We start from the raw sequence: 14,408 nt of genomic DNA, 5'->3' as shown, positions 1-14,408 counted from the left end.
GCTCAGACGGTAGACGGCGGCAGCGGCAACGGCAGCCCGGGTAGGCCGTCCAGGCTGGCGGCGATGTGTTCCTTCTTCTGGAAGTACGCGCTCAGCGAGGCGTCGTCCTCGCGCGCGAAGCGCTTGCCGTGCAGATCGCGGTCCGTCTCGTACGCCATGAAGGGCACCGCGTAGCCACAGGTGTCCCGGACGAGCTCGGCGCGCACGACGATGATCGCGCGCAGCCCGTGCGGCGTCGGGTCGATGTCCGGGAAGCGCGCGAGCAGGTCCGGGAAGCGCGGGTCGTCACGGAAGACCGGCTCGCCACGCCCGTGCACCCGCACGATGTTCGGCGGCCCCTGGAAGGCGCACCACATCAGGGTGATCCGGCCGTTCTCCCGGAGGTGGGCGACCGTCTCGGCGTTGGACCCGGCGAAGTCGAGGTACGCGACGGTCAGCTCGTCGAGGACCACGAAGGAACCCTTGAGGCCCTTGGGGGAGAGGTTGACGGTGCCGTCGCCGGAGAGCGGCGCGGTGGCGGTGAAGAACACGGGCTGGTTCTCGATGAAGGTGCGGAGCCTGCCGTCTATGCGTTCGTAGGTCTGTCCCATGGCGACGAGTATCGGCGCGCCGCGCCGGACGGGAAAGATTGACGAATCATGCAGGGTGCTGCATACTCATGCATAACAGCGAATGCACTGTGAGGAGAAACCCGTGACCGAGCGCGTCGTACTCGCCTACTCCGGCGGTCTGGACACCTCCGTCGCCATCGGCTGGATCGCCGAGGAGACGGGCGCCGAGGTCATCGCCGTTGCGGTCGACGTCGGCCAGGGCGGCGAGGACCTGGACGTCATCCGCAAGCGCGCCCTCGCGTGCGGTGCGGTCGAGGCCGAGGTCGCCGATGCCAAGGACGAGTTCGCCGACGAGTACTGCCTGCCGGCGATCAAGGCCAACGCCCTGTACATGGACCGCTACCCGCTGGTCTCCGCCCTCTCCCGGCCGACGATCGTCAAGCACCTCGTCGCCGCCGCCCAGAAGCACGGCGCCACCACGGTCGCCCATGGCTGCACCGGCAAGGGCAACGACCAGGTCCGCTTCGAGGCCGGCATCGTCGCCCTCGCCCCCGACCTGAAGTGCATCGCGCCGGTCCGCGACTACGCGATGACCCGGGACAAGGCGATCGCCTTCTGCGAGCAGAAGCAGCTCCCGATCGCCACCACCAAGAAGTCCCCGTACTCCATCGACCAGAACGTCTTCGGACGCGCCGTCGAGACGGGCTTCCTGGAGGACATCTGGAACGCGCCGATCGAGGACATCTACGAGTACACCGCCAACCCGGCGCAGGCCCGTGAGCCCGACGAGGTGATCATCACCTTCGAGGCGGGCGTCCCGGTCGCCATCGACGGCAAGCCCGTCACCGTCCTGCAGGCCATCCAGCAGCTCAACGAGCGCGCCGGCGCCCAGGGCATCGGCCGGATCGACATGGTCGAGGACCGGCTCGTGGGCATCAAGTCCCGTGAGGTGTACGAGGCTCCGGGCGCGATCGCCCTGATCACCGCCCACCAGGAGCTGGAGAACGTCACCGTCGAGCGCGAACTCGCCCGCTACAAGCGGCAGGTCGAGCAGCGCTGGGGCGAACTGGTCTACGACGGCCAGTGGTTCTCGCCGCTCAAGCGCGCCCTGGAGGGCTTCATCGACGAGGCCAACCAGCACGTCTCCGGCGACATCCGGATGACCCTGCACGGTGGCCGCGCGGTCGTCACAGGACGGCGCTCGCAGTCGTCGCTGTACGACTTCAACCTCGCCACCTACGACACCGGCGACACCTTCGACCAGGCCGCGGCCAAGGGCTTCATCGACATCTACAGCCTGTCGTCGAAGATCGCGGCCAAGCGGGACCTGGCCTAGGCCGCGTCATTGGCAGGGCAGCCGCCTCCTCACCTGGAAGGGTGGGGAGGCGGTGGCACATCACTAGTCTTCGAGGAGCAACGCAGTGAGCAGCAACAGCGGTGACGTACGGCTCTGGGGCGGCCGTTTCGCCGACGGCCCCGCCGAGGCCCTGGCGAAGCTGTCCGCGTCCGTCCACTTCGACTGGCGGCTCGCGCCCTACGACATCGCCGGTTCGCGTGCCCACGCGCGCGTGCTGCGCACGGCGGGGCTGCTCACCGAGGACGAGCTGACGCGCATGATCGCGGGGCTCGACCAGCTGGAGGCGGATGTCGCCGACGGCTCGTTCGCGGGCACGATCGCCGACGAGGACGTGCATACGGCCCTGGAGCGCGGTCTCCTGGAACGCCTCGGCCCCGACCTGGGCGGCAAGCTGCGGGCGGGCCGGTCACGGAACGACCAGGTGGCGACCCTGTTCCGGATGTACCTGCGGGACCACGCCCGGATCATCGGCGCGCTCGTCGCCGACCTCCAGGAAGCGCTGATCGGCCTCGCCGAGGCCCACCCGGACGTGGCCATGCCCGGCCGCACCCACCTCCAGCACGCCCAGCCCGTCCTCTTCGCCCACCATGTGCTGGCCCACGTGCAGTCCCTGTCCAGGGACGCGGAGCGGCTGCGCCAGTGGGACGAGCGCACAGCGGTCTCCCCCTACGGCTCCGGCGCCCTCGCCGGCTCCTCGCTCGGCCTGGACCCGGAGGCGGTCGCCCGCGACCTCGGCTTCGAGCGCGGCAGCGCCGGCAACTCCATCGACGGGACGGCGTCGCGTGACTTCGCCGCGGAGTTCGCCTTCATCACCGCGATGATCGGCGTGAACCTCTCCCGGATCGCCGAGGAGATCATCATCTGGAACACGAAGGAGTTCTCCTTCGTGACGCTGCACGACGCGTTCTCCACGGGCTCGTCGATCATGCCGCAGAAGAAGAACCCGGACATCGCGGAGCTGGCGCGCGGCAAGTCGGGCCGCCTGATCGGCAACCTGACGGGCCTGCTGGCGACGCTGAAGGCGCTTCCCCTCGCCTACAACCGCGACCTCCAGGAGGACAAGGAGCCGGTCTTCGACTCCTGCGACCAGCTCGAGGTGCTGCTCCCCGCCTTCACCGGCATGATCGCGACCCTCACGGTCAACCGCGAGCGCATGGAGGAACTGGCCCCGGCCGGCTTCTCCCTCGCCACCGACATCGCCGAGTGGCTGGTCAAGCAGGGAGTGCCCTTCCGGGTGGCCCACGAGGTCGCCGGCGAGTGCGTCAAGGTCGCCGAGGCCGAGGGCAAGGAACTGGACGACCTCACGGACGGGCAGTTCGCCAAGATCTCCGCCCACCTCACCCCCGAGGTCCGCTCGGTCCTCAACGTCCCCGGCGCGCTGGCATCCCGCGACGGACGCGGAGGCACGGCGCCGAGCGCAGTCGCCGTACAACTGGCGGAAGTGAAGGCGGAGCTGGCGACCCAGCGGACGTGGACGACGGCCAGGTGACCCGACCCGGGTCCACTCCGCAGGAATGGACCCGCAGGAATGGAACCGCTCATCGCGGTTACGTTGGTCTCGAGTCGTAAGGAGTCGTCGACCGAACGGAGCCCGTGATGCCCTTTGCACGTCTTGCCTCAGCGACGACTCCTACATGCCATATCGGCCTGGGGCTCGCCGCTGTCGGGCGTCCCGGGTACATCAATCTCGGGCGGGAGCGCGACCTCCCGCCGGAGCGCAGTGTCGCGGCGCTGCGGGAGCGTACGCACGAACTGCTCGACGCCGCCTACGCGCAGGGCGTGCGGTACTTCGACGTGGCCCGGTCCTACGGGCGTTCGGAGGAGTTCCTCGCCGAGTGGCTGGGCGCGCACCCCGAGGTCGACGACGTCGTCGTCGGGAGCAAGTGGGGGTACACCTACACCGCCGACTGGTCCACCGACGCCGAGCGGCACGAGGTCAAGGACCACACGCCGGCGACGTACGAGCGGCAGCGGGTCGAGACCGACGCCCTCCTCGGTGACCGGCTCGACCTCTACCAGATCCACTCCGTGACCCCGGACAGCCCCGCGCTCACCGACGCGAAGCTGCACGCGCGGCTCGCCGAGGCCGCCGCCGAGGGGCTGAGCATCGGGTTCTCCACCAGCGGGCCCGCCCAGGCCGACGCGATCCGGGCCGCGCTCGCCGTGACCGTCGACGGCGAGCCCCTCTTCCGTACGGTGCAGTCGACGTACAACGCTCTGGAGACCTCGGCCGGGCCCGCGCTCGCCGAGGCGCACGACGCCGGGCTGACCGTCATCGTCAAGGAGGGCATGGCCAACGGGCGGCTCGCCGACCCGCACGCTCCCGCGATGCTGAAGGCCGTCGCGGAGGAGACCTCCCTCGGCTGCGACGCCGTCGCGCTCGCCCTGGTCCTGCGCCAGCCGTGGGCCGGCGTCGTCCTCTCCGGCGCGGCGACCGCCACCCAGCTCGCCTCCAACCTCCACGCGGCCGTCGTCGACCTGGACGACGACCAGCTCGCCCGCCTCGCCTTGGTGGTGGAGGAGCCGCGCGCGTACTGGGAGCGGCGCGGACAGCTGCCCTGGCACTGACGACCTGATCGGATCGACGCCCGTGGTGAGTCGCCCGTGCGCTACGGGCGGGCTGGGAGCGGCGGCTCAGTATCTGTTCGTACGCCGTTAGGGCCTGTCGTTTGGATCATCCCGGCGTCGCGTCGAGAAGTACCGCACCTCACAGCCGGCCTGATCCAAACGACAGACCCTAGCTCACCCTGCCGAGGCCGCTGCTGGACATGCGGCTGTTCCGCGTGCGCGGCTTCAGCGGGCGGTCCTCGCCGATCTGCTCACCGTGCTCGGCATGTCCGGACGGCCCGCCGCCGTCGGTGCGGTGGCCGCCGGTCTGGTCGCGGGGCGTGCGGCCCGCCGTTTCCCGGTGCGGGCCGTGGTCCACGGTGGCCTCGCCACGGTGGGCCTCGCGCTCGCCACGCTGACGGTGCTCGGCCGGTCGACGGGCTGTCCGTTCCTCGGCACCGTGCACCTGGTCGTGGGCGGCGTCGGCGGTCTCGGAGACGGCGTACGACCTGGGCGCCGCCCTCGGCGTCGCCCTGCTGGGCTCGATCGTGACGGGCGCCTACCGAGGCTTCGACGCCCCGCCCGGAACCCCGGCTAGCGGCCACGAGTCACTCGGCGGTGCCGTGGAAGCGCGGCCCACCTGCCCCCGCCGACCGCCCAGGCCCTCCTGGACGCCGCTCGCGAAGCCTTCCTCCACGGCCTCCAAACGGCCTCGGCCGCAGGCGCCCTGATCCTCCTGGCCCCAACGGCAACGACCTGGCTCCACCTGAAGAACGAGGCCCTCAAGGGCGCCGACTGACCAAAACCGGTCAGGGCAGTACCGGCAAGGGGCGCGGGGAACCGCGCGCCCGGCCACAACGCACCCGCGCGGAAAACCCGACCGGACCTGGCACGGAACCGAAACTCACCCGCACCAAATCCCGGCCCGACCGCCGGAGGTACTACGCCGCCTTGGCCTTCGTCGCGTACACATCCACGTACTCCTGCCCCGACAGCCGCATGACCTCGGCCATCACCGAGTCCGTCACGGCGCGCAGGACGTAGCGGTCGCGGTCCATGCCGTCGTACCGCGAGAACTCCATGGGCTCGCCGAAGCGGACCGCGACCCGGCCGGGGCGCGGGAAGCCGGCGCCGCCCGGCTGGAGCTTGTCCGTGCCGATGATGGCGAACGGGACGACCGGCGCGCCGGTCATCAGCGTCAGGCGCGCGATGCCCGTACGGCCGCGGTAGAGGCGGCCGTCGGGGGAGCGGGTGCCCTCCGGGTAGATGCTGAAGACCCTGCCCTCCTCCAGCACCCGGCGGCCGGTCATCAGCGCCGCGACACCGCCACGGCCGCCGTCCCGGTCGACCGGGATCATGCCGACGCCGGTGAAGAACCAGGCCATCACGCGCCCCTTGACACCCTTGCCGGTGACGTACTCGTCCTTGCCGATGAAGAAGACCTGCCGGTCGCAGAACAGCGGCATGATCATCGAGTCGATGAACGTGAGGTGGTTGCCGGCGAGGATGACCGGGCCGTCCCCGGGGATGTGCTCCACGCCCTCCACCTGTGGGCGGAACATCAGGCGCATGATCGGACCGAGCACTGCCTTGATGAGCGCGAAGCGGGACAACGGGTCCTCCGATGTCGAGGGTCGGTATGAGTATGTGCAGGTGAGGACGATACTCGCGGGTCCGGGTGAAGCGCACATCGGGCACGTCCGGTTCACCCAGGTCTTACGTACTGTTGACGCGGGTTTACCTGCGGTGCCGTGACGAAGCGCGTTCGTCACCCAGTGGTGGCGATGTGACGGACATCGCGCGCGGAAGGCCGCCGATCGGCCGTCCGCGGGACTGAGACAGCGTCATGGACCAACCGGACTTCCGTACGCCTACCCCGCCTTCGGTACGTCACGTCACATCACCCTCATGTTCGGGCCGGGGTCTCCCGCCGGCCACATCCGCCCGCCTACGATCGGCCCGCAGTAACGGGTGGGACACAGGAGGACGTCGATGGAAGCGCACGAGTCGAACGAGGACCAGACGCACGGGACCGGGCGGCGCAGGCTGCTCGGCGCCGCGGTGCTGGGAGCGGGCGGAGCGGTCCTCGGACTGCCCGGAGCCGCCCGGGCCGCCGGTGCGCGGGCGGCCGCACAGGCGGACGGCGGGCTGAAGAGCCTGCCCGTGCCCACGATCATCGGGCACCGGGGTGCCAGCGGCTACCGGCCCGAGCACACCTTCGGCTCGTACCAGCTGGCCCTCGACCTCGGCGCCGACATCGTCGAGGCCGGCGACCTGGTGCCCACCAAGGACGGTCACCTGGTCTGCCGCCACGAGCCGGAGATCGGCGGCACCACGGACGTCGCCGACCACCCGGAGTTCGCCGACCGCCGGACCACCAAGGTCCTCGACGGCGTCTCCGTCACCGGCTGGTTCACCGAGGACTTCACGCTCGCCGAGCTGAAGACGCTGCGCGCGATCGAGCGCATCCCGGCCAACCGCCCGCACAACACCCTCTACAACGGGCGCTGGGAGATCCCCACCTTCGAGGAGGTCCTGCGCTGGCAGGACGAGCAGACCCGCCGGCGCGGCAAGCAGGTGTGGATCTACCCCGAGACCAAGCACCCCACCTACTTCCGGGGGCTCGGCCTCGGCGTCGAGGAGCGGGTGGCGAAGCTGCTGCACAAGTACCGCAAGGACCAGCGGAACTCGCCGGTCATCCTGCAGTCCTTCGAGCCGACCAGCATCCAGCGGCTGAACACGCTGGTCGACAACCCCCTGGTCGTGCTGCTCTCCGCGGCCGGCAGCCGCCCCTGGGACTTCGTCGAGGCGGGCGACCCGCGCACGGTCGCCGACCTCATCACCCCGGGGGGCCTGCGCGAGATCGCCGGGTACGCGCAGGGCATCGGCCCGACCCTCGACCTGGTCGTGCCGAAGAACGCCGACGGCACCCTCGGCACGCCGACCACGCTCGTCGCCGACGCCCACAAGGTGGGCCTGGTCCTGCACCCGTACACGATGCGCAACGAGAACCCCTTCCTGCCGAAGGAGTTCCGCAAGGGCACGGACGCGGACGGCTACGGCAACTCCTTCGGGGCCTTCCAGAAGTACTTCGAGACCGGCATCGACGGCGTCTTCACCGACAACCCGGACACCGGTCTGCTCGCCCGCGCCGACTTCGTCAACGGCTGAGCCCCCGGTCGCCGTTCGGGGTGACGTAAGGCCGCTCCGGCAACCCGCCGCCGGGGCGGCCGCGTCGTTCCGCACATGACGCACGACCTGGTTGCCGCCCTGCGCCCGCTGCTCACCGCGGAGGCCGCCGCCGAGGCGTACGCCGCCGGAAGCGAACCCGGCGACCTGGAACAGGCGGTCTGGCTGCGCCTCTTCGAGCGCCTGCACACGGACGGGCCACCGCTCGAGGACCCGGTCGCCTGGCTGCGCCGGGCCGTGCGCATCGAGGCGCGCCGCAGCCGCCGTACGTCCCGGCGCGAGCGGCCGTACGACCATGAGCCCGCCGCCGACGGCGGGGCGGGGCCCGAACAGGTGGTCCTCACCGCCGCCCGGCACCGGGCGCTGCGCGAGGCGGTGCGCCGGCTGCCCGGACGCTGCCCGCGCCTGGTGGAGGCCCTGCTGTCCCCGCAGGACCTCACCTACCGGGAGATCGCGGGGGAGTTGGGCATGGCGCAGGGCAGTCTCGGCCCCGAGCGCTCCCGGTGTCTGAGCTGTCTTCGCAGACTGCTCACCCCGGAGGTTGCGACCGGTGAAGTGCGGGGATAGGAGTGGGGGACGACAGGCCATCAGATGAGCGGGAGGCGTGCGCACATGGGTATGAGCGTGACCATCTCGGCGGCGACCGGACAGGACGCGGAGCAGATCTTCCGGCTCCAGTACCTGTGCTTCCAGAGCGAGGCGGCGCTGTACGGCAACTACCGCATCGACCCGCTCGTGCAGACCCTCGACTCGGTCCGCCAGGAGGTCGCGGCCGACTGCGTGTTCGTGGCCCGGCTCGGCGAGGAGGTGGTCGGCTCGGTGCGCGGCACGGTCACCGAGGACGGCGCGGCCTCCATCGCCCGGCTCTGCGTCCACCCGCGACTCCAGGGGCACGGCATCGGGGCACGGCTGCTGCGCGCCGTCGAGGCGGCCCTCGCCGAGGAGCGCGGCGCCACGATGTTCCGCCTGCACACCGGCCACCGCAGCAAGGGCAATCTGCGGCTGTACCGGCGGGTGGGCTACGAGACGGTGGGCACGTCGGAGGGGGCCGACGGCGTCCCGATGATCGTGCTGGAGAAGCCCGCGGGGACGTACGCGACGACCGCCTGACGGGCCCTACTGCTCGGCGGTCCCGGTCGTGCCGCGCGAGGTGCGCAGCCAGTACAGGGCCGACAGCGGCAGCAGCACCGGGATGAACACGTACCCGGCGCCGTAGTCGGACCACACGGTCGCGTCCGGGAACGCGGAGGGCTCCACCAGCGTCCACGTGCCGACGGCCAGCACGCCCGCCAGCTCCGCCGCGCAGCAGATCCGCGCGGCGCGGCGGGCGGTCGCGCCGCCGCGCACCAGGGAGTACGTGATGAACCCGTACACGACGCCCGCGACGGCGGACAGCGTGTAGGCGAGCGGCGCCCGGCCGAACTCGGTCGCCATCTGGTAGACCGAGCGCGACACGGCGCCGACGACCATCACGCCGTAGAACCAGACGAGCACCATCCCCGGCCCGCTGACGAGCCGTGTGCGGGCGGGAGTTCCCTCCGTGGCGGTCATCTCAGCCTCCCCAGATGTCGAAGAGCCGCACCTCGAGCACGGCCAGCACCACGCCGCCGGCGGCGACGGTCACCGATCCCCAGCGCGTGCGCTCGGCCAGCGACATGAAGCCCGCCGCCGGGACGCAGGCGAAGGAGCCCAGCAGATACGCCACGAAGATGGTCGTGCCCTGTTCCGGCTTCCCGCCCCGGGCCAGCAGTACGAGGCCGGTCACCAGCTGGACCACGGCCAGTAGCGAGACCACGGCCATGCCGATGAAGTGCCAGTCCTTGGTGGGCTGATCACGGTAGGCCGCCCAGCCGCACCAGGCGGCGAGCAGCAGCGCGGCGACCCCGGTCGCCAGCGTCAGGGCAGTGAGCATGCGGTGACCTTATTACGGGCCAAACGTCCCGATGCCGCCGCCCCCACCCGGCTCCGGGCGGAACGCACGGTTGTGGCGTCGGCCACAGGTGGCACCCAACCCGCGGGCACACAGGCGGTCGCGCCGGACGGGCGGCCGCCCCGTCCCGCACCGTGGTCCACGACTGTCCAGCATGTGGACCGCTCTGGCCTTCTTGAGCCATACATCTGTTTTACTGATCGCATGACCACGACGAGCAGCCGCATCCTTGCGACCGAGGCGACCATGACGCCCGGTGTCTGCTGTATGTGTCGTACGCGTCGAATGTGCGCCTTCTAGAGGGCCCCCGCACCATCTGAGCCTCGCGCCCCGAAGCGAGACGTCGTGGCAGTCCGTACGCGTCCTGTGACGCACGACGTACGAGACATGAGACATCTGTTCTCGCCGGTTCCATCGCAGACGACAGAACCGTGCCGCGCCCCCCGACCGCATGCCCCCGTGTCCGGGCACAGCCACGCCCGCGCACTCGACAGTGACGGAAACCCAGTGATCACCACATCGGGCCTGACCAAGGTCTACCGCACACGCGGCCGCGAGGTCACCGCCCTCGACGGCGTCGATCTGCACGTCCGCGAGGGAGAGGTGTACGGCGTCATCGGCCAGTCCGGCGCCGGCAAGTCCTCGCTGATCCGCTGCGTCAACCTGCTGGAGCGCCCGACCTCCGGCACCGTGACCGTGGCCGGGCAGGACCTCACCGCCCTCGCCGGCCGCGGCCACCGCGCCGGCAGGGAACTCCGCCAGGCACGCAGCCGGATCGGCATGGTCTTCCAGCACTTCAACCTGCTGGCCTCCCGGACCGTCCAGGACAACATCGAGCTGCCGCTGGAGATCCTCGGCAAGTCGGGCGCCGAGCGCTCCCGCAAGGCGCTCGAACTGCTCGACCTGGTCGGCCTCGCCGACAAGGCCAAGGCCTACCCGGCCCAGCTGTCCGGCGGCCAGAAGCAGCGTGTGGGCATCGCCCGCGCCCTGGCCGGCGACCCCAAGGTCCTGCTGTCCGACGAGGCCACCAGCGCCCTCGACCCGGAGACGACCCGCTCGATCCTCCAGCTGCTGCGCGACCTGAACCAGCAGCTCGGCCTGACCGTCCTGCTCATCACCCACGAGATGGACGTCGTGAAGTCGATCTGCGACTCCGCCGCGCTCATGGAGAAGGGCCGCATCGTCGAGTCCGGCACCGTCAGCGAGCTGCTCGCCACCCCGGGCTCCGAGATGGCCGCCGCGCTGTTCCCGGTGGACGGCGAGCCCACCGCCGAGGACCGCACGGTCCTGGACGTCACCTTCCACGGCGAGGCCGCGACCCAGCCGGTCATCTCCCAGCTCTCGCGCACCTACAACATCGACATCTCGATCCTGGGCGCCGCCATCGACACCGTCGGCGGCCTCCAGATCGGCCGGATGCGCATCGAGCTGCCCGGCCGCTACGAGGACAACGTGGTGCCCGTCGGCTTCCTGCGCGAACAGGGCCTGCAGATCGACGTACTGGGCCAGGAGCCCACGCTGGTGAAGGAAGGTGCCAAGTGACCTGGTCCGAGATGCAGCCGCTGCTGTCCCAGGCCTGTTGGGACACGCTCTACATGGTCGGCTGGTCCACGCTCATCGCCGTCGTCGGCGGGCTTCCGCTCGGCGTCCTGCTCGTCCTCACGGACAAGGGCGGACTGCTGCAGAACGTCGTCGCGAACAAGGTCATCGGGCAGATCGTGAACATCGCCCGCTCGATGCCGTTCATCATCCTGATGGTCGCACTGATGGGCTTCACCCGCTGGATCACCGGGACGACCATCGGCCGCGAGGCCGCGATCGTGCCGCTCGCCATCGGCGCCATCCCCTTCTTCGCCCGCCTCGTCGAGACGGCGGTCCGCGAGGTGGACGGCGGGCTCGTCGAGGCCGTGCAGTCGATGGGCGGCAACACCTGGACCATCGTCCGCAAGGTCCTCGTCCCCGAGTCCCTGCCCTCCCTCATCTCCAGCACCACGACCACGCTCGTCGCGCTCATCGGCTACTCGGCCATGGCCGGCACCGTCGGCGCCGGCGGCCTCGGCGACATCGCCATCCGCTACGGCTACCAGCGCTTCGAGACCGAGCTGATGTGGATCACCGTCGGCATCCTCGCCGTCGTCATCTCCCTCATCCAGTTCGCCGGCGACTACGCCGCCCGCTCGCTGCACCACCGCGGCGGCCGCTCCGGCCCCACGCCGAGGCTCCGCCTGCTCAAGGCCAAGGAGCCCGCGGCCGAGGACGTGAGCCAGGCCGCCTGAGCAGCCCCTCCCCAGAACTCCCCGTCCCTCTGAGACGGGGTCGCGCCACCCCAAGGAAAGGCACTTTTCGTGCGTAACACCGCCAAGATCAGCACCGCCGTCCTCGCCGCCGGAGCCCTCGCCTTCGGGCTCTCCGCCTGCGGCTCCGGCAGCAGCTCCACCGCCTCCGACACCAGCGGCCCCCTCGTCGTCGCCGCGAGCCCCACCCCGCACGCCGAGATCCTCGACTACGTCAAGGACCACCTGGCGAAGAAGGCGGGCCTCGACCTGGAGGTCAAGGAGTTCACCGACTACATCACGCCGAACACGGCGACCGAGGACGGCTCGGTGGGCGCCAACTACTTCCAGAACCAGCCGTACCTGGACGACTTCAACGCCAAGCGCGGCACCCACATCGTGCCCGTCGTCACGGTGCACCTGGAGCCCCTCGGCCTCTACTCCCACAAGGTGAAGAAGGCCGACGCCCTCAAGAGCGGTGCGACCATCGCCGTCCCGAACGACGCCGTGAACGAGGCGCGTGCGCTCAAGCTGCTCGCCGCCAACCACCTGATCACCCTCAAGGACGGCGTCGGCAACAACGCGACCCCGCAGGACATCGTCAAGAACCCGAAGAAGCTGGCGTTCAAGGAGGTCGAGGCGGCCCAGACCCCGCGCTCCCTGGACGACGTGGACGCCGCGGTCGTCAACGGCAACTACGCCATCTCCGCCGGCCTCAAGCCCGCCAAGGACGCCCTCGTCCTGGAGTCCGCGAAGAACAACCCCTACGGCAACTTCCTCGCGGTGAAGAAGGGCAACGAGAAGGACCCGCGAGTGAAGAAGCTCGCCAAGCTGCTCACCTCGCCCGAGGTCAAGAAGTTCATCGAGGACAAGTACCAGGGCTCGGTCGTCCCGTCCTTCTGATCCGGCTCAGGGGGGACCGAACCGATGCGCAAGACCGTCATCACCGCGGCCGCCGCCGCGCTCACGCTCGCCCTCGGCCTCACCGCCTGCGGCTCGGGCTCCGGCCCGGGCCGCGGCGGGGGGAAGGACGACGCGCTCGTCGTCGGGGCCACGCCGGTGCCCGCCGGCGAGGTCCTGACGTACGTCAAGGACCACCTCGCCGCGAAGGCCGGACTCAAGCTGGAGATCAAGGAGTTCACGGACTATGTCCTGCCGAACACCGCGCTCCAGGAAGGCTCGCTGGACGCGAACCTCTACCAGAACCAGCCCTACCTCGACGACTTCAACAAGTCCAAGGGGACGGACCTGGTCCCGGTCGTCGACGCCTATCTGCCGCCCATGGGGGTCTACTCCAAGAAGGTCAGGGACGTCACGAAGCTCCGCCGCGGCGCCACCGTCGCCGTGCCCAGCGACATCACCAACGAGGCGCGCGCCCTCAAACTCCTCGCCTCCAAGGGCGTCATCACGCTCAAGGCCGGCGCGGGCACGCACGCCTCACCCGCGGACATCACCGCCAACCCCAGGCACCTGACCTTCCGGGAACTGGAACCGGCCCAGCTGCCGCGCTCGCTCGACGACGTGGACGCCGCGGTCATCAACAACAACTACGCCCAGGACGCGGGCCTCAGCCCCACCAAGGACGCCATCCTCCTGGAGTCGGCGAAGGGCAACCCCTACGCCAACCTCCTCGCCGTCAAGCGCGGCGACGAGGACGACCCCCGGGTGCGTGAACTCGCGGGGCTCCTCACCTCCCCCGAGGTGCGGAAGTTCCTCGAGGACAAGTACCAGGGCTCGGTCCTGCCCGTCGGCACCGGCTGACGGCGCGTACGCCGCGTCCGCCACGCACGGGGTCCACACCTTCACCTGGTGTGGGCCCCGTGGTGCGATTCAGTGCTTTCATGCTGCATGCTGGGCAGTTCGCAGGCCGCTCAGCAGGGCCTCGCGGTGTCCGAAGTTCCCGATGTGTACGGAGCGGCGCATGACTGGCACCTTCCCCAACATCTCCATCAGCACGGAGCGGTTGGTGCTGCGGCCCCTCGACGAGGACGACGCGGCCGCCCTGACCGAGATGATGAACGACGAGCAGGTCGGGACCTGGACCGGGGTCCCCCAGCCCTACCCCGAGGATCGCGCCCGCGCCTGGATCACGGAGTACGCGCCCACGGAGCGTGCCGCCGGCCGGGGAATCGACTTCGCGGTCACCGAGTTCCTCACCCAGCGCCTGGTCGGCATCGTCCAGCTCGCCAAGACGAACTGGCACATCCGCTCCACCGAGATGTCGTACATCATCGCCCCCTGGGCCCGCGGCGAGGGCTACGCCGCCGAGGCCGCGCTGGCCGCCGCCCAATGGCTGCTGCGCGACCAGCGGTTCGAGCGCATCGAGCTGCGCACCGCCGCCGACAACACCGCCTCCCAGCAGGTCGCCCAGAAGATCGGCTGCATCAGCGAGGGTGTGCTCCGCAACGCCTGCCTCGTGCACGTCCGCGCGGAGGACGGCACCTGGAGCGACGTCCGCACCGACTACATCGTGTGGAGCCTCCTCCCGGAGGACCTGGAGGGCGCGGGCGAGCAGCTCGCCGAGACCGGCGGCTTCGCGACCTTCTCCGACTGGAACTGAG

The 14,408-nt window shown here is 70.4% G+C and carries 15 protein-coding genes and 1 pseudogene; 12 read left to right on the top strand and 4 right to left on the bottom strand.

Annotated elements, in window-relative coordinates; all coding sequences use genetic code 11:
- Positions 1 to 2: 2 nt before the first annotated feature.
- Positions 3 to 590: a pyridoxamine 5'-phosphate oxidase family protein gene (locus QFZ74_RS05545; RefSeq protein ID WP_307619650.1), complete on the bottom strand. Its 588-nt coding sequence runs from the start codon at positions 588 to 590 to the stop codon at positions 3 to 5.
- A gap of 103 nt (positions 591 to 693) precedes the next feature.
- Here QFZ74_RS05545 and QFZ74_RS05540 point away from each other — a divergent pair, with 103 nt between their 5' ends.
- The 4 genes and pseudogenes from QFZ74_RS05540 to QFZ74_RS05525 all read left to right on the top strand — a co-directional run.
- Complete coding sequence (locus tag QFZ74_RS05540) at positions 694 to 1,887, top strand: argininosuccinate synthase (RefSeq protein WP_307619649.1); 1,194 nt, start codon at positions 694 to 696, stop codon at positions 1,885 to 1,887.
- Between the two features lie 85 nt (positions 1,888 to 1,972).
- Positions 1,973 to 3,397 (top strand): argininosuccinate lyase, encoded by a 1,425-nt coding sequence (gene argH, locus QFZ74_RS05535; protein ID WP_307619648.1) that lies wholly within the window; start codon positions 1,973 to 1,975, stop codon positions 3,395 to 3,397.
- Between the two features lie 107 nt (positions 3,398 to 3,504).
- Positions 3,505 to 4,476: an aldo/keto reductase gene (locus QFZ74_RS05530; RefSeq protein WP_307619647.1), complete on the top strand. Its 972-nt coding sequence runs from the start codon at positions 3,505 to 3,507 to the stop codon at positions 4,474 to 4,476.
- Positions 4,477 to 4,649: 173 nt separating this feature from the next.
- Positions 4,650 to 5,254 (top strand): annotated as a pseudogene (locus tag QFZ74_RS05525) (MFS transporter); the annotation flags it as partial.
- Positions 5,255 to 5,396: 142 nt separating this feature from the next.
- Here the strand turns inward: QFZ74_RS05525 and QFZ74_RS05520 are convergent.
- Positions 5,397 to 6,146 (bottom strand): 1-acyl-sn-glycerol-3-phosphate acyltransferase, encoded by a 750-nt coding sequence (locus tag QFZ74_RS05520; protein WP_307619646.1) that lies wholly within the window; start codon positions 6,144 to 6,146, stop codon positions 5,397 to 5,399.
- A 301-nt stretch (positions 6,147 to 6,447) separates the two neighbouring features.
- On the opposite strand from QFZ74_RS05520, the gene QFZ74_RS05515 reads away from it, so the two are divergent.
- From QFZ74_RS05515 to QFZ74_RS05505, 3 genes are all read left to right on the top strand, one after another.
- Positions 6,448 to 7,626, top strand: a complete 1,179-nt coding sequence (locus QFZ74_RS05515) for a glycerophosphodiester phosphodiesterase (RefSeq protein WP_307619645.1) — start codon at positions 6,448 to 6,450, stop codon at positions 7,624 to 7,626.
- 75 nt (positions 7,627 to 7,701) lie between these two features.
- Complete coding sequence (locus tag QFZ74_RS05510; protein WP_307619644.1) at positions 7,702 to 8,211, top strand: RNA polymerase sigma factor; 510 nt, start codon at positions 7,702 to 7,704, stop codon at positions 8,209 to 8,211.
- 45 nt (positions 8,212 to 8,256) lie between these two features.
- On the top strand, positions 8,257 to 8,754 hold the full coding sequence (locus tag QFZ74_RS05505; protein WP_307619643.1) for a GNAT family N-acetyltransferase: 498 nt from the start codon (positions 8,257 to 8,259) through the stop codon (positions 8,752 to 8,754).
- Positions 8,755 to 8,760: 6 nt separating this feature from the next.
- Here the strand turns inward: QFZ74_RS05505 and QFZ74_RS05500 are convergent, their stop codons facing one another.
- Complete coding sequence (locus QFZ74_RS05500) at positions 8,761 to 9,195, bottom strand: hypothetical protein (protein WP_307619642.1); 435 nt, start codon at positions 9,193 to 9,195, stop codon at positions 8,761 to 8,763.
- 1 nt (position 9,196) lies between these two features.
- The gene (locus QFZ74_RS05495) at positions 9,197 to 9,556 is read right to left on the bottom strand and encodes a hypothetical protein (protein ID WP_307619641.1); all 360 of its coding nucleotides are present in this window, start codon (positions 9,554 to 9,556) and stop codon (positions 9,197 to 9,199) included.
- Between the two features lie 525 nt (positions 9,557 to 10,081).
- On the opposite strand from QFZ74_RS05495, the gene QFZ74_RS05490 reads away from it, so the two are divergent.
- From QFZ74_RS05490 to QFZ74_RS05470, 5 genes are all read left to right on the top strand, one after another.
- Complete coding sequence (locus tag QFZ74_RS05490) at positions 10,082 to 11,116, top strand: methionine ABC transporter ATP-binding protein (protein ID WP_307619640.1); 1,035 nt, start codon at positions 10,082 to 10,084, stop codon at positions 11,114 to 11,116.
- On the top strand, positions 11,113 to 11,850 hold the full coding sequence (locus QFZ74_RS05485) for a methionine ABC transporter permease (protein WP_307619639.1): 738 nt from the start codon (positions 11,113 to 11,115) through the stop codon (positions 11,848 to 11,850). The genes QFZ74_RS05490 and QFZ74_RS05485 overlap by 4 nt, the downstream gene beginning before the upstream one ends.
- A gap of 69 nt (positions 11,851 to 11,919) precedes the next feature.
- On the top strand, positions 11,920 to 12,750 hold the full coding sequence (locus tag QFZ74_RS05480) for a MetQ/NlpA family ABC transporter substrate-binding protein (RefSeq protein WP_307619638.1): 831 nt from the start codon (positions 11,920 to 11,922) through the stop codon (positions 12,748 to 12,750).
- A 24-nt stretch (positions 12,751 to 12,774) separates the two neighbouring features.
- The gene (locus tag QFZ74_RS05475; RefSeq protein WP_307619637.1) at positions 12,775 to 13,608 is read left to right on the top strand and encodes a MetQ/NlpA family ABC transporter substrate-binding protein; all 834 of its coding nucleotides are present in this window, start codon (positions 12,775 to 12,777) and stop codon (positions 13,606 to 13,608) included.
- Positions 13,609 to 13,768: 160 nt separating this feature from the next.
- On the top strand, positions 13,769 to 14,407 hold the full coding sequence (locus QFZ74_RS05470) for a GNAT family N-acetyltransferase (RefSeq protein ID WP_307619636.1): 639 nt from the start codon (positions 13,769 to 13,771) through the stop codon (positions 14,405 to 14,407).
- The last annotated feature ends 1 nt before the right edge of the window (position 14,408 follow it).

The sequence above is a fragment of the Streptomyces sp. V3I7 genome (genome assembly GCF_030817495.1).
In the GTDB taxonomy this organism is placed as follows: domain Bacteria; phylum Actinomycetota; class Actinomycetes; order Streptomycetales; family Streptomycetaceae; genus Streptomyces.
The sequence above is the reverse complement of the archived record's forward strand: the minus strand, read 5'-3'. Positions and strand labels throughout refer to the sequence as shown.